Genomic DNA, 26,161 nt, shown 5'->3' with positions numbered 1-26,161 from the left:
TATATATTTGTATAAGCATGAGTTTAAAATTAGTAAACGTATTGCTTTCAAAATAGAATTTTTTTTATAGTTGTCACTTAATTGTGAATAGATTTTTATCCCGATGTTATTGTTTGCGTCGGGATTTTTTTTATTTCAGTCCTTTTGAGGCTTTAAGAACGGCTTCTTTTAACCCTTCTTTATAAGAAATTATAGTTTGTAAAACGTCAGAATTAGAACTGCCTATAATTTGAGCAGCCAAAATTCCAGCGTTTTTGGCTCCATTTAAAGCTACAGTTGCAACTGGGACACCGCCAGGCATTTGTAAAATAGATAAAACAGAATCCCAGCCATCGATTGAATTACTAGATTTCACGGGAACTCCAATTACTGGTAGCGGTGACATAGAAGCTACCATGCCTGGCAAATGAGCAGCACCACCAGCTCCTGCAATTATAACTGCTATACCTCTTTTGTGTGCGTTTTGACTAAAATCGAAAAGCTTCTCAGGAGTTCTATGCGCAGATACAATATCAACTTCGGTTTCGATATTAAATTCTTTTAAAATATCAATTGCATCTTGCATAACAGGCATATCGGAAATGCTTCCCATAATTATGGCTACTTTACTCATTGTTTATTTTAGTTTTATGTTGTTTAAAATGGTTAAAGGGTTTAAAAGTTTTAAAATTGATTCCTTATATATAAATACGTAAAAGGAAAGTTTAAAAAAATTGAAAAATTAATAATATTAGCTTTTAATCTACTAACTGAGACAGAATACTATTTACTCAACAGCAATCACTCGAATACTATTTTTTACTTCCTCTGCAATCTTTCGAGCTTCTTCCATATTTTCATTCACAATAGTAACGTGTCCCATTTTTCTAAAAGGTCTGGTTTCTCTTTTACCATAAATATGAGGGGTTACTCCGTCAATAGCCATAATTTTATCAATATTTTCATAGTACACTTGACCCGTGTGTCCTTCTTCTCCTACCAAGTTTACCATAATACCTGCAACTTTGCTTTCGGTATTCCCTAAAGGTAAGTTTAAAATGGCACGGATATGATTTTCAAATTGAGAAGTATAGCTCGCTTCAATACTGTAATGACCAGAATTGTGAGGTCTTGGAGCCACTTCATTGACTAATATTTCATCTGTTTCTGTTTGAAACATTTCTACCGCTAATAAGCCAACATGGTTGAAGGTCTCTGAAACTTTTAAAGCTACTTCTCTAGCTTTTTGGGCAACGGCATCATTTATTCGCGCAGGACAAATCACATATTCAACCTGATTGGCTTCTGGATGAAATTCCATTTCAACAACAGGATAAGTCTTAATTTCCCCAGAAAAGCTTCGGGCAACAATAACAGCCAATTCATTTTTAAAAGGAACTAAATCTTCTGCCAAACATTCAACATCGGGTAATTTCATCAAATCTAGAGCAGAACGACAAATTTTCACCCCATTACCATCATAACCAAATTGGGCACTCTTCCAAACAAAAGGAAAATCCAATTCATCTTTGGCAATGCTTTCTCGCAAATCATCTAACCCTACAAAACGTAAATGTTTAGATGTTGGGATTTCATTCTTTACATATAAATCTTTTTGTTTTCCTTTATTTTGAATCAAACGGAGCGTTTTTGGAGAAGGAAAAATAGGTAATCCTTCTTCTTCTAATTTGTCTAAGGCATCTAAATTAACGTTTTCAATTTCGATAGTTAATAAATCCACTAGTTTTCCAAATTGATATACGGTATCAAAATCCATTAAGCTGCCTCGGTAGAAGTTATTACAACCGAAGCGTGAAGGTGCTTCTTCGCTTGGATCTAAAACAAAAGTTTGAATGTCAAATTTTCGGGTGTCATATAGCATCATTTTTCCTAATTGACCACCACCTAAAATACCTAGTTTAAAGTCTGATGAGAAATAATTCATTGTTGTGTGTGAACCCATTTTTTAGGTTTCCTTTTTTGTTGTTTGTAGTTAGTTGTGCAAAGATACTTAGACAATTACTATTACACAATTGCTTACTTATTAATTTTTTTTAAAACCTCTTTAGCAACGACTTTATAAGCAGCAGAGTGCAAACTGTAATCTTGCTCTAAAATAGAGCGTAACTCTTCTTTTATCCATGGTTTGTTTTTGCTAAAATTATACAAAGCTCTTATAGCATATGCTTTCGTTGCAACTTTTTCTTCTTGAATCAACCAGTCCAAACAGGCTTCAACAAGCACTTGTTCTTGGTCATCGTTTAACCTTATTTTTTTACTTTTGGATACAAACAAACAAATTTTTGAAATGGATCGTAAAGCAGAATCATGGTGGTATAATTTCACTTTGCTTATAAAAGTATCGAGATGAGGAAGCAATAAAGTGATATCTTTTTCAAGAACCAGTTCTAAAGACCAACAGGCTTTAAAATGATTTTTATTCGCTAGATCAAATGCAAATAAAAAAAGTTCTTTAAGCGCTTCTTTGTTAGATAAAGCCCTTTCGCAAAGTTCGTCTCTAGAATGCCTATGAGCGGTACTGTTTTCTATTTGTAAATAAAAGGAAGATTTCATTTCATAAAAATAGTAAAAATTAAAAAAAACATTTCAATTGGTAATGGTTAATACTGATTACTTTCTTAAATTTGTTCCTTCATTTTTAAAACTAAATCCTGTGATTCAACTACATGATAAACATTTTGAACCGTTCATTTCTTCAGATGAAATTGATTTTGCGATTCAAAATATGGCCAAACAAATGGATGACGATTTTTTTGACGAAATCCCTGTTTTTATTGGTGTTTTAAATGGTTCTTTTAAAGTTATTTCCGATTTAATGAAATACTATAGAGGCATGTGTGAAGTAAGTTTTGTAAAACTAGCTTCTTATGATGGGACACAGTCTACGAATCAAGTAAAACAATTGATTGGACTCAATGAAGATTTAGAAGGCAAAACGGTTGTAATTGTTGAAGATATTGTAGATACCGGTAATACAGTGGAAGAATTGAAAGCCATTTTTAAGGAGAAAAAGGTAAAACATTTAAAGATTGCGACCCTGTTTTTTAAACCAGATGCTTACAAAAAAGACATCAAATTAGATTATGTAGGGATTCGTATTCCAGATCGCTTTATAGTAGGTTTTGGATTGGATTATGATGGTTTAGGAAGAAACTTACCCGATGTATATCAATTAGCTAAAGAAAATATAAACACACAAATGATTAATATAGTTTTATTCGGAAAACCAGGAGCTGGAAAAGGTACTCAAGCCGATTTTTTAAAAGAAAAATACAACTTAGTGCACCTTTCAACTGGAGATATTTTTAGATATAATATAAAAAATGATACTGATTTAGGAAGATTGGCTAAAACCTATATGGATAAAGGCGATTTAGTTCCTGATGCAGTTACTATTCAAATGTTACAAAGTGAAGTGGATAAAAATCCTCAGGCCAAAGGCTTTTTATTTGATGGGTTCCCAAGAACCATTGCTCAGGCTGAAGCTTTAGATGCATTTTTAAGTTCAAAAGGACAAGAAGTAACGGCAACTGTTGCTTTAGAGGCTGATGATGAAATTTTAGTGCAACGCTTATTAGAAAGAGGAAAAACTTCTGGTAGACCAGACGATCAAGACGAAGAAAAAATTAGAAATCGTTATGAGGAGTACAACCAAAAAACAGCTCCTTTAATGGATTATTATAAAAAGCAAAATAAATTCAAACCAGTAGATGGAATTGGTCAAATTGCTGAGGTAACTGAAAGATTATCTGTTGTTATCGACGGGTTATTGTAAGATTTTTGGTTGGAGCATTTTCCAGCTGTTCACTACAAGGTATGGCTACACTTAAAAGGCATGCCAAGCATAAAAAAAGGAGCTTCTTACCAGTTGCTCTTTTTTTATGAGCCTGCTCTTTTAGTTGTAGCCTACGCTTTTCATTTCCATCTGGGCTATGAAAACCAGCAATAAATTCAATTTTAAGTTATACATTTGCAAAAAATAAATAAAGGATGCTTTTTTTACAATGAATTAATTTTCAAGTAAAAAACACATATAATTAATAGAAATAGTTGTTATGACGGAAGGAAATTTTGTAGATTATGTAAAAATTTATTTGGCTTCTGGTAAAGGAGGTAAAGGTTCTACACATTTACATAGAGAGAAATTTATTGAAAAAGGAGGTCCAGATGGTGGAGACGGAGGTCGAGGCGGGCACGTAATTTTAGTGGGTAACAAAGGGTTATGGACACTATTTCATTTAAAATTTTTACGTCATGTAAAAGCTGGTCATGGTGGAGATGGAGGAAGTTCTAGAAGTACAGGAGCAGATGGCGAAGACAAAATAATTGAAGTGCCTTTAGGAACCGTAGTTAAAGATAAAGAAACAGGCGAAGTATTATTTGAAATTACGGAACATGGAGAATCTAAAATCATAGCAAAAGGAGGTAAAGGAGGTTTAGGTAACTGGCATTTTAGAAGTGCAACGAATCAAACGCCTCGTTATTCGCAACCAGGTATTCCAGGTGAAGAACTAGATATTATTCTGGAGTTAAAAGTATTAGCTGATGTTGGTTTAGTAGGATTTCCAAATGCAGGAAAATCCACTTTATTATCGGTTTTAACAGCAGCTAAGCCTAAAATTGCGGATTATCCTTTTACGACATTAAAACCCAATTTAGGTATTGTAGCGTATCGCGATTTCCAATCATTTGTAATTGCAGATATTCCTGGAATTATAGAAGGAGCAGCAGAGGGAAAAGGATTAGGTCATTATTTTTTACGACATATTGAGAGAAACTCTACGTTATTGTTTTTAATTCCTGCTGATACAGATGATATTAAAAAGGAATATGAAATATTATTAGACGAATTAAGAAGGTATAATCCTGAAATGTTAGATAAAGACCGATTGGTAGTAGTTTCAAAATCAGATATGTTAGACGAGGAACTTAAATCGGAAATGAAAATGCAATTGGATAAAGAATTTAAAGGAGTTGAATATATGTTTATTTCTTCGGTAGCCCAACAAGGTCTGCAAGAATTAAAAGATAAGTTGTGGAAAATGTTGAACACAACCAATGAAAAAGAATAAATACCATAAAAAAAGGAATGATTTTTATCATTCCTTTTTTTATGGTAGCATCATTTTAAATTTTTCCAATAATATCTTGTTTGTATTTATTTAAAAGGGCTTTAGTCATTCCTAAATTCACTTTGTTAGCATCTACAGCAAGATAGATGAAATAATCTCCTGCATCAGAAATGTCAATAATGTGAATTTGAGATGATAAATTAATCATTATATTTTCAATTTTTTGATCCAATCCTAAAGCTTTAATGGCATTTAATTTAGCCTTAACAACTTCTAGATTGTAAGCAGAAGCTAATTCAGGATCAAAAGATGAGTTTGCAGATAATGAATAATAGGAAATTCCTGTTTTAACTTCTGTAATACTTACAGCGATAAAACCAGAAACATTGTTTTTTAAGTCCTCACCGAACTTAGATAAGAAATCTGACATGGTTAATAGTTAAAAATTATAATTTAGTTTTCGAAATTTTCTAAGACTTTCATTAAAAGTCCCAGTTTTGTTACGTCTCTTGTAACAGCTATTAAAAGTTGATCTTCTTTTGTAGTATTAGCAATAATTAGTAACGATTCACTTTTTAAAATAATTTGACTTAAATCTCTTTGGTCTAATTCTTCAATTAATCCTTGGCACATTTCTACAATAATTGCAGACATGGCGGAAAGGGTTTCAGGATTGTCTAAATTTTCAGAATCTATTAAGGTACCTTTTTTATCGAAGAGTAAAGCCGCATCTATAGCAGTTTTTGAGATTAATTTTTGTAACATATTTGTTATCACGGGTTTATTTTAAACAAATATAATCCGTTTTTTTATGTTAACGTTAAAATTATTACACTTTTTCTGTAATATGTGTTAAAATATTTTGTAGCTTTGATTAAAATTATCAGTGATGGAAAACCAAAAAGATTTAGAAGCTCTTAGACATTCCTTGAGCTTAAAGTTAGAGGCTTTTAATAAGATTCGTTTTGGATATGCGGATGAATCATTTAAAAATCAACAAATTAAAAGAGAAGAGATTGTTTTTAATACTATTGAAGCCGAAGAAGGTGAGTTAGTTGGAGTAGAAAGCGATTTTGATTCTCTTTCTCAATCCTTTAGAAAGCCAGAATATAAATCGGCTATGAATTTAACAAATTTAGGAACGAGTTATTTCGGTAGAAGAAGAAGATAAAAAAAGCGACTTATAGAAGTCGCTTTTTTTATGAATCAATTTTTGGAATTCGAAGTACTTGTCCAGGATAAATTTTATCTGGATGGTCTAACATAGGTTGGTTCGCTTCAAAAATAATATTGTATTTGTTTGCATCACCATAATATTTTTTTGCAATCTTAGATAACCATTCTCCTTTTTCAACAGTGTGGAATTGTGCTTCTGGTTTGGGCTCAGGTGCAATAACTTTCATTTGGTTATCTACAGTGTCTACACCTTCTACATTCCCAATAGCCAAGATAATTCTTTCTGCATCTTCTTGCTGCTCTACATCGCCTTCTACTACTACATCGTCACCTCTTAGGCTAATTTTAATATTTTTATACTTTAGTCCAAGCGCTTTTACATGTTCTAATAATGCACTCGCCTTTAAAACGGCCTTTTCCTCTACTGGAGCTTCTTCTTCTTTTTTACCAAAAAGTTTAGCACCTGCGTTCTTTACAAATGAAAATAATCCCATAATTCAAAGTTGTTTATTGTTATATCTCAAATATACTAAAAATGAAGTAATTATTTAGGAGTATCAGTTTATTATTTTGTAATGTTTACCTTATTGTTTTTTGAATGTGCACTAAATTCAGGAGCATACATACTTTGAATAGTAGCAATTCCATCATTAAAATTTCCAGAATGATTTATTCTAACATCATATTCTATGCTATAATTTCCTTTGTAAATTCTATCAAAAAAGAAATGAGTAGCCACATCTTTTGTACTCTTATAATAATGTAAATTTTCTTCCCATTCGTGTTTAGAAAGTACATCTAATGGCTCAAAACAAGAAGCTCTTAAATCTTTTAAATGTACAAATTCTAGATCTTCGGTAACTTTTAAATACAAACGTATCGTTACTATATCGCCTATTTTTAGATCTTCTTGTTCAATATTACTTAAAATGGGTCCGGTTTTAGTATTCTCTTTTTTAAATAATTTTTTTGTGATTTGTAAAACATTATTAGAACTTTCTTGGATCGCTTCTAAATCTTCAAAATATTGCCAATAAATACCACCAAAACTCGGTACTTCAGATTGATTTTCGATAGAAATGTTTGCCATTTCATTTGAAATATCATCTTCTTTCCAATTTAATTTAAAATATCCTGTTTCAGCTTCTTTTTCTTGTTCGCTTAGTTTTTTTGTTGCAATCTTTTTATTTCCTATTTTAATAATGGCCTTGTCTTTTACAGAAGTCCAATTTGTTCCTTGTAATAAAAGAGCGTAAATAGCTTCAGTAGTTGCTTTTGTATTGTTCCAGTTTTTATTTTGTTTATTTTTTAATAACCAAACCTTCATTAAATCTATAGATTTTTTATCTTGAGCTATTTCGTTAAAGGCTTCTACTAACAAGGCTTGTGTTTCAATTTGTGATTGATACCAATACCAGCTCCCTGAGTTTTCAATCCAATACATACCTATTTCATCATTTAAAGAGGCTGTTTCTTTTAAATTTTTGAGTATTTTTTTAGCCATATTGGTATCCCCAAATCGATGATAAATTAAAGCCAATTGCCCTTTTTGGTACAAAGAATAGTTGAGCCAATTTTGTTTCACTTCTTCTAATTGGAATTGAATCATTGAATTTAATTTCGCGTTTAATGGAAAATCATTCAAAAAGAAACTTCTGGTGTATAAATAATGAATATCGGTAAAGGAATAATTTTTAAATTGAATTTTGTTGGTTTCAAAACGTTCTAAAAATTGATAATCTACAAAAGGAATGCTTTTTGAAACTATAGTACTGTGGTTGCTTTTGTAATCAGGAAATAATTGATTCATATGACCTATTCCTGCTAGGATATGTTGTGTAATAAAGAGATTCACTTCACCACCATCAAACCATGAAAAACCGCCACTATTTAATACTTTGTCATTTAATTTTTGCAAAGTTGTTTCTCTATTTTCTTCTAGTGAACGAATATCAAATAAAAGAGCCAGTTGTTGTTTTTTTACAGTTTCATTTTCCGAGTCAAAGAACCAAGGTGTTTCCGCTAATAGAATTGATTTTAATGCTTCATTCATTTTTAATTTAACCTCTGGCTTTTTTTCCTTTCGATACGATTCAAATAAAGTAGCAATTTTTGGATTCTTAGTTATAATTTCTGCTGCAATAGCGTTAGCATAATAGCGTGCAAATGTTTGTTCGGCACATTCATGTTCAAATTCTATTAAATAAGGAAGCGCTTGTACTGCTAGCCAAACTGGGTTTGAAGTATATTCCAATGTAAAACTATAATTCTGAAGAGTAGGAGAGGTATTGGTTTTTAAATTTTCAAGTACATATTCTTTTTTACTGTTTTCTCTCACCCATAGCGGTATAGTTTCAGTAATTGCTATTTTATTACTTAAAACTGGTAGTATGTTTTCTTCACCATCTGAATGATTTCCAGATTGCGCTACAATTTTATATTGTAACCCTTGTAGCTGTTCGGGAATAGTTATCGTCCATGAAACAGCAACGCTTTCTTTAGGTTTGCAACTAAAGTTTTTCTGATTGTTAAGGTTAAGAGAAATACTATCAACTGCTTTTCCATTTGTAGCATCAAATAATAAAAGCATGGCAATTCCTGACTTTGTTTCATGTGTGAGGTTTACCACTTTTGAGACAAGTGTTATTGTATCTTTTTCTCTAACAAAGCGAGGTAAATTAGGCATTACCATAAGTTCTTTCTGTGAAACAATATCCGTTTGAAAATAACCTGTTTCAAAATTTTTAGTATGTCCAAGTAATCTTAATTTCCATCGGGTTAAAGATTCTGGTGTGGTAAAACCAAAACTTATTTTTCCTTCTTTATCTGTTTTTAATTCTGGATAGAAGAAAGCAGTTTCGTTAAAGTTAGTACGGGTTTTTACTTGAGTAACTTCTTTGAGGGCTTTTTTTGTTGTGACAATAATAGCGCCTCCAGCTGCACTGCTACCGTATAAAGCAGTGGCAGAAGCATCTTTTAATAGCGTATAATTACCAATATCACCAACCGTTAATTTTGAAAATTCTTCAGCCGTAACGGGAACACCATCAACTATATATAAAGGCCCTTTTGAATTGGTTACAGATCCAAATCCTCTAATTCTAATTGTAGTTGCGCTTCCAGGGTTTTCTTGTACTTCAACTCCAGCAACTACTCCGCTTAAATAACTAAGAAATTTAGAGTCTTGAGGAATTGTATCGTGAATAACGGTTACTGCATATCCAAGCGCTTTTTTCTCTCTTTTAATACCATATGCTACAACCACAACTTCTTTTAAATCGGTTTCGTCGTTTTCTAAAGTAATAGTAATATTGTCATTTTTCTTTTTTACAGTATAATAAGAATCTATCATTCCGATATAGGAAATGGTTAAGATTTCTCCGGGTTCTGCGGCTATACTAAAATTGCCATCGAAATCACTGGTCGTGCCTCTACGAGTACCTTGTACGGTAATAGTTGCACCAGCTAATGGACCCAAGGCATCTTTAACGTTTCCGGTCAAATAGGTAGCATTTTTTGGGATGGTAACCAAAGGTTCAACCGTTTGTAAATATTTTTGGTTGCTGTTTTTACTGTAAGAAGTAGTAAAGTGAAAGCCAAACTGATTCAGCTCTGGATTTTTAATATAATACTTATAATATTGATAGTTTTGATAGAATTTATTGAAATAAATAGATTTTGTGTCCTTTTTGTAAAAGGAAGGATAATTTGGAGCATTATATTCTCTGTCAAAATTTAAATACGTGTCCCAATCTCCCATTTTAAATTGGTCTAAAGAGCTATCATACATACTTGCCAAAACTTCAGTTTCAAGTTGTGTATTCCTAATTTTAAAAGACCAACTTTCGTTACTATTAGGTTCTATTTTATTTCTTAAACTAATAATTTCAAAATCTAGTTTTTTATCTACTAATTCTTTAGGGATAGCGTATGTTTTTACAAAGGTTGTGTTGTCATAATGAGTAGAAAAATGAAAATAGAAATCTGCCTGATTATTCGAATTTTTTTCTTTCTTTATTTTTAAAAAGCCTTTGTTGTTTTTTAGTGCTATAACCTGTTCTTGATTTAGGTTTTCACCCACATAAAATCTAGAGAAAATAAATAGATCAGGAATAACCGATTGAAATTCAAATTCAAAATAATCGCTTAGTGGATCAGTGATATCCTTAAAAGTAAAAAGAACACTTTCGTCAAAATTGTTTTTTCTAGAGTTGAGTTCAAAATACGTACTTGTAATAATTTCATTTTTGTTCGCATCCAATGCTTTGGCAACAATTTTATAATTGCCATTTTCTAACTCATTTAGAAAATCTAATGCAACTTTTTTGTTTTCTTTAGTATCAAAAGAAATTGTTTTAACTACTTTTTCTTCAATGTTCAAATCCTTTTCTTGATAAGGTTCGTTTGGAAAAAGAGTTTCGAATTCTTTTTTAGAAATAGTTTGTATTTCAGGTGTTGGGAATTGACGTTCTTTAAAATACTTTTGCTTTGCAAGATAGGATACATACAATGTTCCTTTAGCATTAATAGTATAATTGTTTAATGTGGTTGCTTGAATTGAAACGGAGTTTGTATCTTCCTTATACAATTGACCTTTGTTCAGGTAAAGTTGTAGTTGGAGCATTTTCTTTCCAACGACTACGCTTTTCTTTGCAACTCTTGTTTCTCCATTGCTATCTGTAACTTCAACATCAATATTAAATATAATTTTTTCGATTCTATCGGATGCTAAAATGGTATCATTTGCGACAATTGAAATTGTGAAATTACCATTTCCATCTGTGGTTACTTGTCCAATTGTATTATCTCTATTTGAATTTGTATTGTAATCTTCAGTATAAACATTTTTAGTTATAGTATACTTTACATTCACATTCGTAAGATTACTTCCTGCTAAGGTTTTTGCATTGCCTTTAATTTTTAAAGTATCTCCAAGCGTGTAGTTTTCTTTAATTTCATCAAAAACAACTTCAAATGTTGGACGTTTATATTCTTCTACTTGGAAGCTAAATTCGTTATCATAATCAAAATCTACAATATCCCAAAAGGAATGTTCGTCTTCTTTTTTATTATAATATTTTTTGTCGTTTTCATAATGATCAGGTTCGTCAATTGTAAGCGTAAATTGACCTGTTAAGCAATTCTTAGGAAGTTCAAATTCACCTGTAAAAGAGCCAAATTCATTGGTTTGTACTTCATATTCTTTTAAAGTATTAAAATCGGAATCTTCAATAATTACTAAAACAGTTACGTAAGGGACAATACTTTTATTATTTTTCTTATTTTGAATAAGGATACCTTTATAATAAACTTTTTGACCTGGACGATATATTGCTCTGTCAAAATAGACCTTTGCTTTTGCTTCAAATTCTTCCTCATCTTCTTTCTTGTCTTTTGAGTTAGATTCAAAATACCATCCCTTATGGTATGAGCTTATTAAGGTGTCTTTACGATTGATAAAATAGACTGGACTTAAACTTATATTAGTTTTATCTTTTTCGAATTTCTTTTTCTTAAAACTGGCTTTACCTTGTGCGTCTGTTTTTTGAGTTTCTTCATTATTTTTAACGATAATATTTTCTAGTGGTTTACCACTGTTCCTGTCAGAAGCATAGAAGTAATCGTATTTAGCATCGCTATCATTTACAAATGCAATATTAGAAACTGTAAAAATCGTATATTCAAAGTTGTCTTTAAGTAATGGCTGAGTGTTTGGTTGTACAATTAAGAGATAGTCGCCAATTGTTGCAGGTTCTAATAGTACTTCTGTTGAAAATTGGAAGTATTTTTTAGGATTGGGTAAAATCCTACTAAAAGTGGTAACAGGATTGTTTTTACTTATATAATCGTAAATAATGGAGTCTTTCTTTTTAGTATTTGAATTTAAAAAAGTCTTAGGAATTTTAAAATAGTGAAGGGTAATGGTGTCAATATTTTTATATTTTAGATAGGCTCTTGATGATTCTTTGTTGTATAAAATCTCTTTTACTTCAATGGTTAAATCTTTATTTAAAATTCGGTTTTTGATTCTTTCTGCTTCTGCTAATGCATTGATGTTGTTTTTAATTTGTAGAACAGAATCACATAGTTTAAGCACTTCATCATAATGATTTTCTGCTGTATTTTTTTCTGTAATTTCATATAAATACTGGGCTTTACAAATTCTAATTTCTTGTTGTAAATGAGTGTTTTTATTATTTTTTTCTAGTTGTTTTAAACTTTGAAGATAAAGCGAATTGTCGCTTACTAAAGAATGGATGTAATTAAGACGTTTTAAATAAATAGATGGTTTGTCTTTAGTTGCATGTTTTTCATATTCCACAAGCAATTCAATAATTTTTTTACTATCAGGATTTATTATTTTGGAAGTAGATAAATTGGTAAATAATGCTGATTCGGCATAGAGAGTGATTATTGTTTCAGGTTCTAAATTACTTTTATTAAATTGCCATTGCGATACATCTTTTTTAAAATATTCAAAACATTTATTCCACAAAAAAGCATACAGGCTGTAATTTTTAGCATCTATGTCTGGAGAAATTATAAAAATATCTTTGTACTCCAATATGTTTTTTTGATTTAGTAGTGTAATGTTATCCCTAGAGTAATCATAATGATTGGAAATTTCTTTTTCTAATCTTGAAACGCTCCAAAAAAGAAAATTATCTTCTACAGTATCAGAAGTATCTGTCCTGTTTTTGATTTTATACCTATTTTCGTTTAAATAGTCTGTTAATAACTGAGCAAAAATAAAATGATAAATAGATTTAATGGGTTCGTCTGCTTCATTTAATTCTTTGGTAAGATTTGTTATTATTTTTAGTTGTGCCTCTTCTTCTAATTGTTGTATAAACTTAGATGTATAGAAAAAAGTTTTAATAATTTGAACCTCTTCTTGTTTCTTTTTTGCTTTTTTATAAATATGTTGTACTTTTTCATAAGCAGATTGTATTTGACCATCTAATTCAAATTGATATACTTCTCTCCAATCTTTATCATAGTTGTTTTGAGAAAATATCCAAATTGCTATAAAAAAGAAAGTGAGTGTTAAATATTTTTTCATGGAAGTAGTTTTCTATTGTAGAGCGTTAAAATTATAAAAAGGTTGGATGGGTTAAAATAAAATTTATCTAATATAAATAAATTTTGATTCTATTAGTATGCTTCAATTTTCTTATTTTTGAAACATAAATTTTGATATGTATAAGTTTGTAGTGCTTTTTTTACCCTGGATTGTTTTTTCTCAAAGTAATTTTGAGAAAGGAGAAACGTTATTCAATCAAAAAAAATATGATGAAGCGAATGTTTATTTTGAAGCTTATCTAAAGGTGAAACCTAATGATTCTAAAACCATTGAGTATTTAGGAGATATTGCAGGTTATTATAAAAAATGGGATGAAGCTATGGTCAAATATAAATCGCTTAGAGACCGATTTCCAAATAATGCTAATTACCATTATAAATATGGAGGCGCGATGGGAATGAAAGCCAAAGGGAGTAATAAGTTCAAAGCACTCGGAATGATTGATGAGATTGAAGATTCCTTTAAAACAGCTGCTAAATTGGATCCAAAGCATACCGATACACGATGGGCACTTGTTATTTTGTATTTGGAACTTCCTGCCATTGTGGGTGGAAGTGAAAAAAAGGCACAACTGTATGCGGATGAATTAATGGCTATTTCTAAAATAGATGGTTATATGGCGAAAGGACATATCGATGAATATTTTGAACGGTATGCATCCGCTGAAAAATATTATTTAAAAGGAGTGCATTTAACACGTTCTAAAATGGCATACCAGCGATTGATCAATTTATATAAAAAGATGAATCTTCCTGAAAAAGTTAAAGTAGCTCAGGAAGAATCGGATACATACAATAACTAAAACTAGTGGCAACTAATCTCTAATCTTTTATTTTACATGAATACACATTTTATAGCCATTGGCGGTGCGGCAATGCATAACCTTGCTTTAGCTTTACATGAAAAAGGATACCAAGTAACTGGTAGTGATGATGCAATATTTGAGCCATCTAAATCTAGATTAGAGCGAAAAGGTTTATTGCCTGTTGAAATGGGTTGGTTTCCAGAAAAGATTACTTCAAAAATTGATGCCATTATCTTAGGAATGCATGCAAAAGCAGATAATCCAGAATTATTAAAAGCTAAAGAATTAGGATTAAAAATTTATTCCTATCCCGAATTTCTATACGAGCAATCTAAGAATAAAACGAGAGTTGTAATTGGTGGCTCACATGGAAAAACCACAATAACTTCTATGATTTTGCATGTGATGCATTTTCATGATATTGAAGTGGATTATATGGTTGGTGCTCAATTAGAAGGTTTTGATACTATGGTGCATTTAACCGAAAAGAATGACTTCATTGTTTTAGAAGGTGATGAATACTTGTCTTCTCCCATCGATTTGCGTCCGAAGTTTCATTTGTATCAACCAAATATAGCTTTGTTATCTGGAATTGCTTGGGATCATATTAATGTTTTTCCGACTTTTGAAAATTATGTAGACCAATTTAAAATTTTCACCAACCAGATTACCAATGGAGGTATTTTGGTATACAATGAAGAAGATGCAACTGTTAAACAGGTAGCGGAAGAAGCACAGAGCCCTATTCGTAAAATTCCATATCAAACCCCTGATTACGTAGTTGAAAATGGAATGACGTTATTGAATACACCAGAAGGGCCTATGCCAATTGAAGTATTTGGAGCTCATAATTTAAGTAATTTAGCTGGTGCAAAATGGATTTGCCAATGCATGGGAGTGGACGAAGCGGAATTTTATGAAGCCATAGCTACTTTCAAAGGAGCGAGCAAACGATTAGAAAAAATTGCTGAAAGTAAAGAGAAAGTTGCTTATAAAGATTTTGCACATTCGCCAAGTAAAGTGGCAGCAACCACAAAAGCAGTTAAAAATCAATATCCTGATAGAAAATTAATCGCTTGTTTGGAATTGCACACTTATAGTAGTTTGAATGCTACATTTTTAAAAGAATATCAAGGTGCTTTAGATAGTGCAGATGTAGCAGTTGTTTTTTATTCACCAGATGCAGTAAAAATTAAAAAATTGGAAGCAGTTTCGTATGATCAAATTGCGAATTCATTTAATAGAAAAGATTTAATAATTTATACAAATCCTACTGAGTTTAAAGATTTTCTTTTTTCTCAAAACTTAACAAATTCCGCTTTACTTTTAATGAGTTCGGGTAATTATGGTGGACTGAATTTTGATGAGGTAAAAGGATTGATTCAATAAAAATTTGATGGGATATTATAGATATTATTTTTAATTTGTTTCATTTTTTTGATGTTTTTCCATCCGTTGAGAAGCATTGGAATACATTTAAGGATAATAATTCAAATTCTATTAAAAGAATTTGGAGTTTTATAATTCTTCTTTTTTTGTTTTTGTTCTTTACTACAACTCTTTTATTTACTGGGTTTATTCTATATAAGTTTTTATTGAAATAGAATTATTTTTCGTACGTAAAATGACCTACAATGGTATAACTAAACAAACAATCTTGTAATACTTGACCACTACCTACATTGTGTACAATCATGGGGCGTTTTCCATCTGTCGATTTTAAATGGGTTATGATACCTATATGAGGTAATTCATCTCCTATCATCCAAGTTACAAGATCACCTGTTTTATAGTCTTTTGGGTTTTGGCTAATGGCTAATTTTTTACCTTTTCTTTCAAAGAAAACTTCTAAATTAGGTACGCGTCGATGATCAATATTCTTGTCGGTTGTTTTCAATCCCCAAATTTTAGGATATTTAGAAAAGTTAGCTTTCATGTCTTCATGAACTTCTTTTTGTAAATCAATGCTTAATTTTCTGTAAGCACGAATTATAACATCAGTACAAACCCCAGTTTTGTGTGGAACATCTCCATTTGGATAGGATAAACGAACATAACTAGGTGTGTAAATTACTTCTGGATCTATGATTGAAATAGCGGCTTGAGATAGTTTTTCAGCAAAAGAAAGTGTATTTTGTTTGGAGTTGTCTTTGAGTGTTGTAAGCTTTGGCTTAGTGGCAAGCAATGGTCTTGATTGTTCTTTTTTTTGACACGAAAAAAAGCAAAAAAATAAAAAGAGAAATAGCTTTTTCATAAACAAACATTTTAATTGAAACGAAATATTCTATTTAATAGTATAAAAAAAGACCAATCAACGATTGGTCTTTTAGATTTAATTATCCTTCAATAAATTGGTCAAAGGTCTTTAATTTATAATCTGGATTTAATTTTTTATACGTATCTAAAATTTTTGGAAAGATATTTTTTTCTAGCTTTTTAAACTCCATTTCGGCTTTATTAAATAAATCTAATACCGATTCGATATTCGCTTTTTGCGATGGAGAAGGAGCGTCATATTGTGAAGCAATCGAAGCATAAATCGCACTTAATTTTTCTCTTAGTTGTTTTTCAGCAGAACCTACATAATTGTCTCCAGTTGTTATTACTAAAGTCTTTTTTAAATCATTTAGTTGTGATTCGTATTTTGTAGCCGTTTTTTTATATCCTTTGTCTTTTTCAGCAAGGGTATTATTTATTTGCAGCATTTCATCAATTTGATACACCATGTAAGCTAAATCTTGAACTTTATTGAAAAGCAATTGAGTTGTTTTTCTTTGTTCTTGTCTTGAAGCTAAAGAAATCGGACTTTTTGGGTCATTTACCACTTCAAATTCATGAACATACTTTTCCTTACCTTTTGTTAAAACAGCTTTGTAGGTGCCTTCAGGTACTAATGGAGTAGTAAAACCACTGTAGTCTAATGTTTTTCCTGCCGCTACTTTAGGACCTTTTTCATTAAAATTCCAAGTTACAATATTGATTCCTTTTTGGTTACTAACTGGAAGTAATACAATTTTCTTTCCATCTTTGTCTTGGATTTCCATTTCTAGCTTCCCAAATGTATTTCTTTTTTTAAGATAGTAAATAATTTGTACTGCTGTAGTTGGATTTGGACCGACGAACTCTAATTCAGTAGCTGTACCGCCAAAAGAAGATTTTTCTACTTTTACAAATGGTTTGGTTTTGAAGAAATGCACATCAGTTGCAATGACATCATTGGTAATTTGTCTTAAAATATCAATATTATCTAAAATAATAATACCTCTTCCATGTGTTGCCATTACTAAGTCATTCGTTTTTTTATGCAAATCCAAATGCATTACCGAAACAGCAGGCATGTTGTTTTCAAATTTTGACCAATTTTTGCCGCCATCAATAGTTATATATAAGCCTTTTTCGGTTCCTAAAAACAATAAGTTTTCATTAATATAATCTTCTTGAATACAACGAGCAAATCCGTCAATTTCATTGGTAACAATAGATGTCCAAGTGGTACCAAAGTCAGTAGTTTTGTATACATACGTATTGCTGTCATTATTCGTATGACCATCAAAAACAGCATATGCACTGCCTTCTTTGAAATTACTTGTTTCAATATGATAGCACCATGTATTTTTGGGTAAACCCATAAAATTTTGCGTTACATTTTTCCAAGTTTTACCACCATCTTGTGTTACTTGAATATTCCCATCGTCTGCACCTACCCAAATGATATTTTTATTCAATGGTGATTCAGCAATTGTAAATAGGGTACAATGGTTTTCTGCTCCTGAATTATCCTTTGAAAGACCTCCTGAGTTTTCTTGGTTGAGTTTGTTTTTATCATTAGTAGTTAAGTCTGGTGAAATGATTTTCCAACTTGCTCCCATATCATCAGAAACATGTAAAAACTGACTTCCTGCATAAATACGGTCTTCATTATGTAAACTTGTTAGGATAGGGGCATTCCAATTGAATCGCAATTTTTCAACTCCTTTTTCTTGTAAAGGCTGTATGGTTTTTAATTCTTTGGTTTTGGTATTGTAACGCCAAATATTTTCAGCTCCTTGCATCTCACTGTAAATGATATCTTTTGTAGGGTGTTTTAATACTCTAAAACCATCGCCATAACCTACACGTTCCCAGTCTTTTGCTTCAATACCGCCATCGCTTTGACTTGGACCATACCAAGACCCATTGTCTTGAAGTCCACCATAAATATTATAAGGTTCTTTATTATCTAAAGTAATATGATAATATTGTGAAATGGGTAAATTACTAACGATCTCAAGGGTACTACCGTTATTCCAACTTCTGTATAAGCCTCCGTCTGTACCAACATAAATTCTGCTAGGATCATATGGGTCAATTACAATGTCATGAATATCAGAATGCATGCTTCCTAAATCTTTAAATGTTTTTCCGCCGTCTCTGGAAATGGAACCACTTAATCCTGCTTTGTATACAATATCTGGATTCTTTGGATCCACTGTAATTCTTGAAAAATAAAAAGGGCGTACGACTAATCCAAAATCATTATTCAAGTGTTTCCAAGTTTGACCAGCATCTTCTGATTTGTATAACCCTTTTTGAGTATCTTTTTCGCATTCAATAACTGCATATAAAATAGAGGTATTCGATGGGGCTACTGCAATTGCAATTCTTCCTAATTGTCCTGAAGGGAAACCATTATGAATTTTATTCCAAGTTTTACCTCCATCTGTAGTTTTGAATAGAGCAGAAGCTGTTCCTCCTGAATTAAACGACCAAGCTGTTCTTCTAAACTCCCAAAAACTAGCATACATGATATCGGGATTTGTTGGGTCAATTACTAAATCAGAGCAACCAGTTTTGGCGTTAATATAAAATTGTTTGTTCCATGTTTTACCACCATCTGTTGAATTATAAATACCTCTTTCTTCACTATCACCCCAAAGCGCTCCAAGTACACCAACCCAAATATTATTTGAATTTCTTGGATCAACAATTATGGAAGCTATGTGTTCGGATTTTGGTAATCCCATGTTGGTCCAATTTAAACCCCCATCGGTAGATTTGTAAATACCGTCCCCTACAGAAACACTATTCCTAGTCCATGTTTCTCCTGTTCCAACCCATAGAACATTGTCGGGATTATTTGGGTCGAATGTAACCGTACCAATAGATTGAATGTGTTTGTCAAAAAGAGAAACAAATGATGCGCCTCCGTCTGAACTTTTCCAAACACCACCTCCAGCTGCACCCAGTAATAAAACTTGATTGTTTTTTGGATGAAGCGCAAGATCAGATACTCTTCCGCTCATGATAGCTGGCCCAATTTGTCTTGCTTTTAAATCCCCAAATAACTCTTTCCCTTTAAGTGAAATTTCTTGGGCGTGAATTGTATAACAAGAGAGGATACATGCGGTTAGAAAAATATAGTATTTTTTCATAATTATTCAGTTGGCATTTCAAAAACTTTAGTATCCACAGTTGGATTTATTTCAATTTTTTTAACCGCCATGGCTTGTCCACCTTGATTAATGCTAAATGGAAAGTACATTCCTTCAACTTCTTGATAATCTCCCATCGTACTTTTAGACATTTGTCCTTTCATTGGGCCTTGTTGAATTTCAGTTTCAGTCATGATGGGTACATAATTTTCAGTTTCAAAATAATAAAAGGTAACATTGTCAACCATTTTACCATCTATTTTTACTGGTTTTTTTGTTAATTTTATTTTAAAACACTCAGTTCCCTCTTTGGTTTCTTTTCCTAGCATTTCAACGGTATATCCTTTCGCTTTATAATTTAAGAATGGATCGGGAAAATCTGAAATTTGCGACAACATGTTTTCAGATGTTTCTGAATCCATTTCTTCTGCTTTCATTGTCATGAAATTTGTTGACCAGCCTTTCTTACCGTCAAAAGCTAATTGTGTGATGTCTTTACCTTGAAAATTAATTTTTACATACATTTTTCCAGCTTTATTGTTGTATACTTCAACTGGAATTTCCATACCATTATAATTGGTAGTCATGTTCATTTTAAACCCATCAATTTTTGCTAATTTTTCTTTGCCTCCAATGTTGGTAAAATAGGTGTCAATTATTTCATCGGCTGTTTGCGCATTAGTAACTAATGTTGCTAAGAATAAAAAACTTACAGAGAGTACTTTTTTAATAGTTTTCATAATTTTATGATTTTTGTTTTATTAATTAGTTTCTGTTATTGCTTTCTTGTTACATTTTTTACTGTTTTTTTTGAATTTTAAAAAAAATCAATTTATTTTGTTTGTGTATAAGCCAAAAAAAACAATTATGTATATGCCAATCAATCAGTGGGCTGAGGACGATCGCCCACGTGAAAAATTTTTATTAAAAGGAAAGGCGACTTTGTCTGATTCTGAATTGCTAGCGATTCTAATTGGTTCCGGATCTCGAAATGAAAGTGCTGTTCAATTGTGTCAACGTATTTTAGCCTCTTCAAATTATAATCTAGCCGTTTTAAGTAAACTTTCTATTGCTCAATTAACTCAATTTAAAGGTATAGGTGTAGCAAAAGCAATTACAATTGCGGCTGCTTTAGAATTAGGTAGAAGACGAAGAGTAGAAGAAGCGATAGTTTTAGAGCAAATTACTTCGAGTAAAGCTGTTTTTGAATTGATGCAACCTATAATTGGTGAATTACCTCATGAAGAATTTTGGGTTCTTTATTTGAATAATGCCAATAAAATAATTTATAAATCTCAAATTAGCAAGGGTGGAATTACAGGAACACTTGTAGATTCGAGAATAATTTTCAAAATAGCTTTTGAATATAATGCTACTGCAATTATTTTATTACACAATCATCCTTCTGGTAAATTAAAACCCAGTCAAGCAGATCTTAACTTAACAAAGAATTTACAGCAGGCAAGTAAAAGTTTGGAAATTCAAATTTTGGACCATATTATAATTACCGAAAATCATTATTTTAGTTTTGCAGATGAAGGTGTCCTATAATAAATTTGTTTTATTGAGACAAATGTCGTATTTTTACAGACAAATGACATTATTATGACAAAGTTAGTAGCCAATTCTGATGTAAAAATTGATAAAGCAGTACGAATGTATGTTTCTAAAGTTGAAAAGGAAGCCGATTTGAGTTTGGTTGACAAAGATATTACCTATAAAAAATTTCTTTCAAACAGAATGCTTATTGTGCATTCTATTAGAAGAGGTTTGCCATATGAAATTTATGATTTAATTAAAGAGCGTACTCCTTTTAATGAAGAAGATTGGGCTCAGTTTTTAGGAGTTTCTCTTCGAACTTTACAACGTAATAAATCAAAAAAGGATTTTGTTTTTGATCCCATTCCCACTGAAAAAATTTTAGAATTAGCTGAAGTAACTGCTTTAGGAAAAGAAGTTTTTGACTCGAAAGAACAATTTTATCTTTGGTTAAACACGCCAAACTTTGCTTTAGGTAATTTACAACCTTTTGAATTGCTTAAAGATTCCTATGGAAAGGAAATGGTAATGAATGAATTGAATAAAATTCAATACGGAATATTTGTATAATGGAAGTATTTCGGTTAGCTAATAAAAAATATCCAATTGAACTTTCTGGTGTAGGGGCATCTGTAACAGGGGCAAGATGGAACTCTAAAGGTATTGAAGTGGTATATACGGCACAAAGTAGAGCTTTGGCTATGGCTGAAGTAGTCGTGCATGTAACACTAGCTACATTGCCAGCTGGATTTGTAATGTTAACTGTTTTTATTCCGGATGATATAGCTATAGAAACTATTGATGTAAAAAAACTTCCCTTAGGATGGAATAGTTTTCCTGAACTTATAGAAACTCAAAAAATTGGTGATGAATTTTTGAGAAGTAAAAGAGCTGCTGTTTTGAAAGTACCCTCTGCGGTTGTTCAAGGTGATTATAATTATTTGCTAAATCCTTTTCATGATGATTTTAAGCGAATAAAAATCATTTACCAAGAAGATTTTCCCTTTGACAAACGAATTTTTAAATAAAGATTAAGAAATAGTTCTTTTCAATTTTGTTATCTTGCAACTCATAAAAAAACAGCATATCGCAGATGATAAGCACAAAAAACATTACATTTTCCTATACTAAGGAACAGACTTTTATTTTTCCAGACTTGCATTGTGATGCTGGAAGTACCATACTAATTACAGGAGATTCTGGAAAAGGAAAAACTACGTATTTGCATATTTTAGGAGGCTTGTTAAAACCTAAAACAGGAAGTATATTAATTGATTCTACAGACATTCTTACGCTTTCAGAACGTCAAAATGATGCTTTTCGAGGGAAGAATATTGGTGTAGTTTTTCAAAAATCTCATTTTGTAAGCGCTTTAACGGTTATAGAAAATCTAGAAATGGCCAGTTGGTTAGCTACAGGAAAAAAAAATTCTGAAAGAGCAAAAAAATTATTGGAACAATTAAATATTGTAAACCAAAGTAATAAATTGCCAAACCAACTAAGTATTGGACAGCAACAAAGAGTCTCTATTGCAAGAGCTTTAATGAATGAACCGAAAGTGCTATTAGCAGATGAGCCTACTTCAAGCTTGGATGATAAAAATGCTGAGAAAGTAATTTCGCTATTAACTTCTTTGTCTAAAGAATATAAGGCTGCATTGCTTATTGTTACACATGATAGTCGTATTAAAGAAAAATTTAGTAACCGAATAACCCTAATATAAATGATTACAAAATTAGCATGGAGAAATATTTGGTTTAAACCTTTGAATACTATTTTGAGTATTATTTTGCTTACAGCAAGTGTGGCTATAATTACTGTTCTAGTGCTATTAGAAAAACAGTTTGAAGAAAAATTTAATTCTAATATAGATGGGGTTGATTTAGTATTGGGAGCTCAAGGAAGTCCGTTGCAGTTAATTCTATCTTCAGTATATCAAGTGGATGCTCCCACAGGAAACATAAGTTATGATTCTGCTAAAGTTTGGATGCAACACCCATTTGTAAAGAAAGCCATTCCGTTAGCATTCGGTGATAATTATAGAGGTTTTAAAATTTTAGGGACTACGCCCGATTATTTAGAAAAGTATGGAGCTATCATTGCCCAAGGAAGACCATTTGAAAAGAATTTTGAAGTAGTTGTTGGATCAGAAATAGCAACAAAATTGAAGTTAAAAATAGGGGATACATTTTTTGGTTCCCATGGTGATGCAGCTGAAGGAGAAGTTCATGATCATTATGATTATACTGTAGTTGGAATTGCTGCTGCAACTGGGAAAGTTGTTGATAATTTGATTTTGTGTACCATTCCAAGTGTTTGGCAAATGCATGATACTCATGTTGAAGAGCACAATAAAGAAGAACATAATGAAGAAGAAATGCATAACCCTATTCATGGTGAAGACGGGCATGTGCATGTAGAAGGTGATGAACATTATCAACATGAACACGATCCAGATGAACATAATCATGGTGAAGAATTACATCTTGAAGATAAAAGCTCAATGAATGAAGAAGGTATGGAAATTACTGCTGTTTTGCTGCAATTTAGAAATAAAATGGGAATAGTAACTTGGCCCAGAATAATTGCTCAAAATACAAAGATGCAAGCAGTTTCTCCTGCAATCGAAGTCAATCGTTTAGTTTCTATGTTCGGAATAGGAATAAATGCGCTCCGTTATCTTGCTTATGGAATAATGTTAATATCGGGAATATCTATTTTTATTGCCTTATTTACTACTTTAAAAGAACGAAAAAACGAGTTTGCTTTACTTAGAGTAAATGGAGCGAAAAGAATACAACTTTTAGGATTAGTAATGATTGAAAGTTTACTTTTGTGTGTAGTTGGATTTATTTTTGGTACAGTTTTGGGTAGAGTAGCATTAATGCTTATCTCTTCCTCTGCGGAAGAAGATTTTAAATTGAGCTTTAATCCTTATGAGTTTATTTGGGAGAAAGAAGGCATTTTATTTTTATTAACCATTTTGGTAGGTTTTTTAGCAGCTTTAATTCCTGCAGTTAAAGCCTATTATTTAAATATTTCAAAAACATTAACACATGCGTAATTATTTAAAATTTGCAACAGCCTTAGTTGTATTTATTGCTTTATTTAGTTTTAATAAAAAGAATAATCACATTGCTACTTCTTATACTAATAAAAAAGAAATGGTAACCGATACTTTAACTTGGAGTTTGTTAGGTAAAATTGACTATCTTAAAAAAGCCGATAAAGTTTATGGAGAAATTATGTTCCCGGTGATTAACCCAAAATTAAAATCTTTACAAGGAAAAGAAGTTACTATAAGTGGTTTTATTATTCCAATTGATAACAAGAACTATGCGGTTAGTAAAAATGTTTTTGCAGCCTGTTTTTTTTGTGGTAAATCTGGACCTGAGACATTGATGGGAATTCAGTTTAAAGGAGATTTACCAAAATTAAAAACGGATCAATTTGTAACTTTAAAAGGAAAATTCAGGTATAATGATAGTGATGTTGAAGACTGGATTTATCATATAGAAAATGCAGTTATCACTTCAGGAAATTAAATCTAAGCCTATTTTTTAGGCTTTTTTTAATTTTTTGATTTAAGTAAATTAAATGTAAATTGTAAATAAAAATTGAATAACACCTTACTGAAATATGATTTTTAAAAATAAAAAACATCTTTTTTTTGATTTAGATCACACACTTTGGGATTTTGATAAAAACTCAGAAGTTGCATTTGATATTATTTTAAAAAAGTATGATTTTGGATTTAGTTTACAAGATTTTTTAGAACATTATATTCCTAAGAATCAATATTATTGGTCACTTTATCAGATAAATCAAATTTCCCAAGAAGATTTGAGATTCAGACGCTTGAATGATGTTTTCGAAATTTTAAATACTCCAATTGCAAAAGAATTAGTAAATCAAATTTCTGAAGAATATATTGAACTCTTACCTAACAGCAATCATCTTTTTGAGGGTACTATTGAAATTTTAGAATATTTAAAGCCTAAATATCATTTACATATTGTAACCAATGGATTTCATTATGTTCAAGATAAAAAAATGAAAAATGCCAATATTTTTCACTACTTTAGTACAATTACTAATTCTGAATTAGCAGGTGTTAAAAAACCGCACCCAACCATTTTTGAATATGCTTTATCACTAGCAAAAGCAACTAAACAAGATAGTGTAATGATTGGTGATAGTATAGAGGCAGATATTAAAGGTGCGCTAGATTTTGGAATTGATGCTATTTTTTTTAATGAAAAGAATATAAAAATTAATAAAAATATTCCCCAAATAAACCGATTAGTCGAACTTAAAAAACTTTTATAATTATGAAAAGATTATTACTTATTGCAACTCTTTTTGTTTCTTTTTTTAGTATTGCTAAAGAGAAATATAAATATGTTATTGTTCCTGAACAGTTTTCGTTTTTTAAAGAATCCAATCAATATAATCTAAATGCTTTAACTAAATCTTTTTTTGAAACCGAAGGTTTTACCGTTTTTTATGATACGGATACCTTACCAGATGAATTGTTGAAAAATCGATGCTTGGCATTATATGTAACTGCTGTTGTAAATAAATCGATGTTTGTTACTAAGGTAGCCATCAATATTAGAGATTGTAGAAACGAAGTGTTACTTGTAAGTGAAGAGGGTAGTAGTAGAGAAAAAAGCTATGAAAAAGCGTATAATCAATCCTTTCGTACTGCATTAACTTCACTTAAAGGTAAAATAAATTCTTTTGAGATGCCAGCTAATGATAAATCTTCTGATACTGAGATTATTATTGAAAAACCGAGTGTTTTAGAAGATTTAATTCCAACAGGTACAGAATTAGGGAATAAAAATATTTTGTATGCTTTACCTACTGATACAGGTTATAAATTAGTTAATGCTGTTCCAAATGTTATATTTGAATTGAATAGAACAACAATCCCTGATTTATATTTGGCTGAAAGAGGTATGATGGATGCTGGTATTTTTTATAAAAAAGAAGGAGTTTGGAACTATGAATTTTACAAAAAAGGGAAACTTGTTATCGAAAAAGTGGAAGTTAAATTTTAGAAATAAAC

At 31.1% G+C, this 26,161-nt stretch carries 23 protein-coding genes; 13 read left to right on the top strand and 10 right to left on the bottom strand.

Going from position 1 to position 26,161, the window contains the following annotated elements:
- Positions 1-130 precede the first annotated feature (130 nt).
- The 3 genes from purE to NHF47_RS15945 form a co-directional block, all read right to left on the bottom strand.
- On the bottom strand, positions 131-613 hold the full coding sequence (gene purE / locus NHF47_RS15955) for a 5-(carboxyamino)imidazole ribonucleotide mutase (RefSeq protein ID WP_252765854.1): 483 nt from the start codon (positions 611-613) through the stop codon (positions 131-133).
- Positions 614-766: 153 nt separating this feature from the next.
- Positions 767-1,924: a 5-(carboxyamino)imidazole ribonucleotide synthase gene (locus NHF47_RS15950; RefSeq protein WP_252766112.1), complete on the bottom strand. Its 1,158-nt coding sequence runs from the start codon at positions 1,922-1,924 to the stop codon at positions 767-769.
- A 92-nt stretch (positions 1,925-2,016) separates the two neighbouring features.
- On the bottom strand, positions 2,017-2,553 hold the full coding sequence (locus tag NHF47_RS15945; protein ID WP_252765853.1) for a hypothetical protein: 537 nt from the start codon (positions 2,551-2,553) through the stop codon (positions 2,017-2,019).
- 100 nt (positions 2,554-2,653) lie between these two features.
- On the opposite strand from NHF47_RS15945, the gene NHF47_RS15940 reads away from it, so the two are divergent.
- Both NHF47_RS15940 and obgE read left to right on the top strand, forming a co-directional pair.
- Entirely contained in the window at positions 2,654-3,775 is a 1,122-nt protein-coding gene (locus tag NHF47_RS15940; protein WP_374670172.1) for an adenylate kinase, read from the top strand.
- Between the two features lie 280 nt (positions 3,776-4,055).
- On the top strand, positions 4,056-5,072 hold the full coding sequence (gene obgE, locus NHF47_RS15935) for a GTPase ObgE (protein WP_252765851.1): 1,017 nt from the start codon (positions 4,056-4,058) through the stop codon (positions 5,070-5,072).
- A 55-nt stretch (positions 5,073-5,127) separates the two neighbouring features.
- Here the strand turns inward: obgE and NHF47_RS15930 are convergent, their stop codons facing one another.
- Together NHF47_RS15930 and NHF47_RS15925 are read right to left on the bottom strand one after the other, a co-directional pair.
- Positions 5,128-5,502 (bottom strand): hypothetical protein, encoded by a 375-nt coding sequence (locus NHF47_RS15930; RefSeq protein WP_140996234.1) that lies wholly within the window; start codon positions 5,500-5,502, stop codon positions 5,128-5,130.
- Between the two features lie 23 nt (positions 5,503-5,525).
- Positions 5,526-5,837 (bottom strand): roadblock/LC7 domain-containing protein, encoded by a 312-nt coding sequence (locus NHF47_RS15925; protein WP_252765850.1) that lies wholly within the window; start codon positions 5,835-5,837, stop codon positions 5,526-5,528.
- A gap of 124 nt (positions 5,838-5,961) precedes the next feature.
- On the opposite strand from NHF47_RS15925, the gene NHF47_RS15920 reads away from it, so the two are divergent.
- The gene (locus tag NHF47_RS15920) at positions 5,962-6,243 is read left to right on the top strand and encodes a hypothetical protein (protein WP_252765849.1); all 282 of its coding nucleotides are present in this window, start codon (positions 5,962-5,964) and stop codon (positions 6,241-6,243) included.
- Positions 6,244-6,271: 28 nt separating this feature from the next.
- Here the strand turns inward: NHF47_RS15920 and lysM are convergent, their stop codons facing one another.
- Both lysM and NHF47_RS15910 read right to left on the bottom strand, forming a co-directional pair.
- A complete protein-coding gene (gene lysM, locus NHF47_RS15915) occupies positions 6,272-6,742 on the bottom strand; it encodes a peptidoglycan-binding protein LysM (protein WP_252765848.1) in 471 nt (156 codons plus the stop codon).
- Positions 6,743-6,813: 71 nt separating this feature from the next.
- Positions 6,814-13,311: a carboxypeptidase-like regulatory domain-containing protein gene (locus tag NHF47_RS15910; protein WP_252765847.1), complete on the bottom strand. Its 6,498-nt coding sequence runs from the start codon at positions 13,309-13,311 to the stop codon at positions 6,814-6,816.
- Between the two features lie 136 nt (positions 13,312-13,447).
- Between NHF47_RS15910 and NHF47_RS15905 the strand changes: the two genes are divergently transcribed.
- Positions 13,448-14,134, top strand: coding sequence for a M48 family metallopeptidase (locus NHF47_RS15905; RefSeq protein WP_252765846.1), 687 nt, complete (start codon positions 13,448-13,450; stop codon positions 14,132-14,134).
- 36 nt (positions 14,135-14,170) lie between these two features.
- On the top strand, positions 14,171-15,526 hold the full coding sequence (murC, locus tag NHF47_RS15900; protein ID WP_252765845.1) for a UDP-N-acetylmuramate--L-alanine ligase: 1,356 nt from the start codon (positions 14,171-14,173) through the stop codon (positions 15,524-15,526).
- Positions 15,527-15,743: 217 nt separating this feature from the next.
- On the opposite strand, the gene NHF47_RS15895 is transcribed toward murC, so the two are convergent.
- The 3 genes from NHF47_RS15895 to NHF47_RS15885 form a co-directional block, all read right to left on the bottom strand.
- Complete coding sequence (locus NHF47_RS15895) at positions 15,744-16,391, bottom strand: DUF1287 domain-containing protein (RefSeq protein ID WP_252765844.1); 648 nt, start codon at positions 16,389-16,391, stop codon at positions 15,744-15,746.
- An 82-nt stretch (positions 16,392-16,473) separates the two neighbouring features.
- On the bottom strand, positions 16,474-19,548 hold the full coding sequence (locus NHF47_RS15890; protein ID WP_252765843.1) for a hypothetical protein: 3,075 nt from the start codon (positions 19,546-19,548) through the stop codon (positions 16,474-16,476).
- A 2-nt stretch (positions 19,549-19,550) separates the two neighbouring features.
- Positions 19,551-20,288, bottom strand: coding sequence for an outer membrane lipoprotein-sorting protein (locus tag NHF47_RS15885; RefSeq protein WP_252765842.1), 738 nt, complete (start codon positions 20,286-20,288; stop codon positions 19,551-19,553).
- Between the two features lie 127 nt (positions 20,289-20,415).
- Here NHF47_RS15885 and radC point away from each other — a divergent pair, with 127 nt between their 5' ends.
- The 8 genes from radC to NHF47_RS15845 all read left to right on the top strand — a co-directional run bounded on the left by radC (position 20,416) and on the right by NHF47_RS15845 (position 26,153).
- Positions 20,416-21,099: a DNA repair protein RadC gene (radC, locus tag NHF47_RS15880; protein ID WP_252765841.1), complete on the top strand. Its 684-nt coding sequence runs from the start codon at positions 20,416-20,418 to the stop codon at positions 21,097-21,099.
- Between the two features lie 54 nt (positions 21,100-21,153).
- Entirely contained in the window at positions 21,154-21,657 is a 504-nt protein-coding gene (locus NHF47_RS15875) for an antitoxin Xre/MbcA/ParS toxin-binding domain-containing protein (protein ID WP_252765840.1), read from the top strand.
- Positions 21,657-22,115, top strand: coding sequence for an RES family NAD+ phosphorylase (locus NHF47_RS15870; protein ID WP_252765839.1), 459 nt, complete (start codon positions 21,657-21,659; stop codon positions 22,113-22,115). Before NHF47_RS15875 ends, NHF47_RS15870 begins: the two co-directional genes overlap by 1 nt.
- A 65-nt stretch (positions 22,116-22,180) precedes the next feature.
- Entirely contained in the window at positions 22,181-22,810 is a 630-nt protein-coding gene (locus NHF47_RS15865; RefSeq protein WP_252765838.1) for an ABC transporter ATP-binding protein, read from the top strand.
- Entirely contained in the window at positions 22,811-24,151 is a 1,341-nt protein-coding gene (locus NHF47_RS15860; RefSeq protein ID WP_252765837.1) for an FtsX-like permease family protein, read from the top strand.
- Positions 24,144-24,632 carry a hypothetical protein gene (locus NHF47_RS15855; protein WP_252765836.1) on the top strand — a complete coding sequence of 163 codons (489 nt, stop codon included), beginning with the start codon at positions 24,144-24,146 and terminating at the stop codon, positions 24,630-24,632. The genes NHF47_RS15860 and NHF47_RS15855 overlap by 8 nt, the downstream gene beginning before the upstream one ends.
- A 94-nt stretch (positions 24,633-24,726) precedes the next feature.
- Positions 24,727-25,416, top strand: a complete 690-nt coding sequence (locus tag NHF47_RS15850; RefSeq protein ID WP_252765835.1) for a YjjG family noncanonical pyrimidine nucleotidase — start codon at positions 24,727-24,729, stop codon at positions 25,414-25,416.
- Between the two features lie 2 nt (positions 25,417-25,418).
- Complete coding sequence (locus NHF47_RS15845) at positions 25,419-26,153, top strand: hypothetical protein (protein WP_252765834.1); 735 nt, start codon at positions 25,419-25,421, stop codon at positions 26,151-26,153.
- Positions 26,154-26,161 lie beyond the last annotated feature (8 nt).

Origin of the sequence: Flavobacterium sp. NRK F7 (assembly GCF_024054195.1) — a bacterium.
Classification (GTDB): Bacteria; Bacteroidota; Bacteroidia; order Flavobacteriales; family Flavobacteriaceae; genus Flavobacterium.
Note: the sequence above shows the minus strand (reverse complement) of the source record. Positions and strands in the feature narration are given on the sequence as shown.

Coding starts and splice junctions, on each gene's coding strand:
- NHF47_RS15860 (WP_252765837.1), top strand. CDS start 22,811: ATGATTACAAAATTAGCATGGAGAAATATTTGGTTTAAACCTTTGAAT.
- NHF47_RS15910 (WP_252765847.1), bottom strand. CDS start 13,311: ATGAAAAAATATTTAACACTCACTTTCTTTTTTATAGCAATTTGGATA.
- NHF47_RS15875 (WP_252765840.1), top strand. CDS start 21,154: ATGACAAAGTTAGTAGCCAATTCTGATGTAAAAATTGATAAAGCAGTA.
- NHF47_RS15865 (WP_252765838.1), top strand. CDS start 22,181: ATGATAAGCACAAAAAACATTACATTTTCCTATACTAAGGAACAGACT.
- NHF47_RS15950 (WP_252766112.1), bottom strand. CDS start 1,924: ATGAATTATTTCTCATCAGACTTTAAACTAGGTATTTTAGGTGGTGGT.
- radC (WP_252765841.1), top strand. CDS start 20,416: ATGTATATGCCAATCAATCAGTGGGCTGAGGACGATCGCCCACGTGAA.
- lysM (WP_252765848.1), bottom strand. CDS start 6,742: ATGGGATTATTTTCATTTGTAAAGAACGCAGGTGCTAAACTTTTTGGT.
- NHF47_RS15850 (WP_252765835.1), top strand. CDS start 24,727: ATGATTTTTAAAAATAAAAAACATCTTTTTTTTGATTTAGATCACACA.
- NHF47_RS15885 (WP_252765842.1), bottom strand. CDS start 20,288: ATGAAAACTATTAAAAAAGTACTCTCTGTAAGTTTTTTATTCTTAGCA.
- obgE (WP_252765851.1), top strand. CDS start 4,056: ATGACGGAAGGAAATTTTGTAGATTATGTAAAAATTTATTTGGCTTCT.
- NHF47_RS15870 (WP_252765839.1), top strand. CDS start 21,657: ATGGAAGTATTTCGGTTAGCTAATAAAAAATATCCAATTGAACTTTCT.
- murC (WP_252765845.1), top strand. CDS start 14,171: ATGAATACACATTTTATAGCCATTGGCGGTGCGGCAATGCATAACCTT.
- NHF47_RS15845 (WP_252765834.1), top strand. CDS start 25,419: ATGAAAAGATTATTACTTATTGCAACTCTTTTTGTTTCTTTTTTTAGT.
- purE (WP_252765854.1), bottom strand. CDS start 613: ATGAGTAAAGTAGCCATAATTATGGGAAGCATTTCCGATATGCCTGTT.
- NHF47_RS15890 (WP_252765843.1), bottom strand. CDS start 19,548: ATGAAAAAATACTATATTTTTCTAACCGCATGTATCCTCTCTTGTTAT.
- NHF47_RS15920 (WP_252765849.1), top strand. CDS start 5,962: ATGGAAAACCAAAAAGATTTAGAAGCTCTTAGACATTCCTTGAGCTTA.
- NHF47_RS15925 (WP_252765850.1), bottom strand. CDS start 5,837: ATGTTACAAAAATTAATCTCAAAAACTGCTATAGATGCGGCTTTACTC.
- NHF47_RS15945 (WP_252765853.1), bottom strand. CDS start 2,553: ATGAAATCTTCCTTTTATTTACAAATAGAAAACAGTACCGCTCATAGG.
- NHF47_RS15895 (WP_252765844.1), bottom strand. CDS start 16,391: ATGAAAAAGCTATTTCTCTTTTTATTTTTTTGCTTTTTTTCGTGTCAA.
- NHF47_RS15855 (WP_252765836.1), top strand. CDS start 24,144: ATGCGTAATTATTTAAAATTTGCAACAGCCTTAGTTGTATTTATTGCT.
- NHF47_RS15930 (WP_140996234.1), bottom strand. CDS start 5,502: ATGTCAGATTTCTTATCTAAGTTCGGTGAGGACTTAAAAAACAATGTT.
- NHF47_RS15905 (WP_252765846.1), top strand. CDS start 13,448: ATGTATAAGTTTGTAGTGCTTTTTTTACCCTGGATTGTTTTTTCTCAA.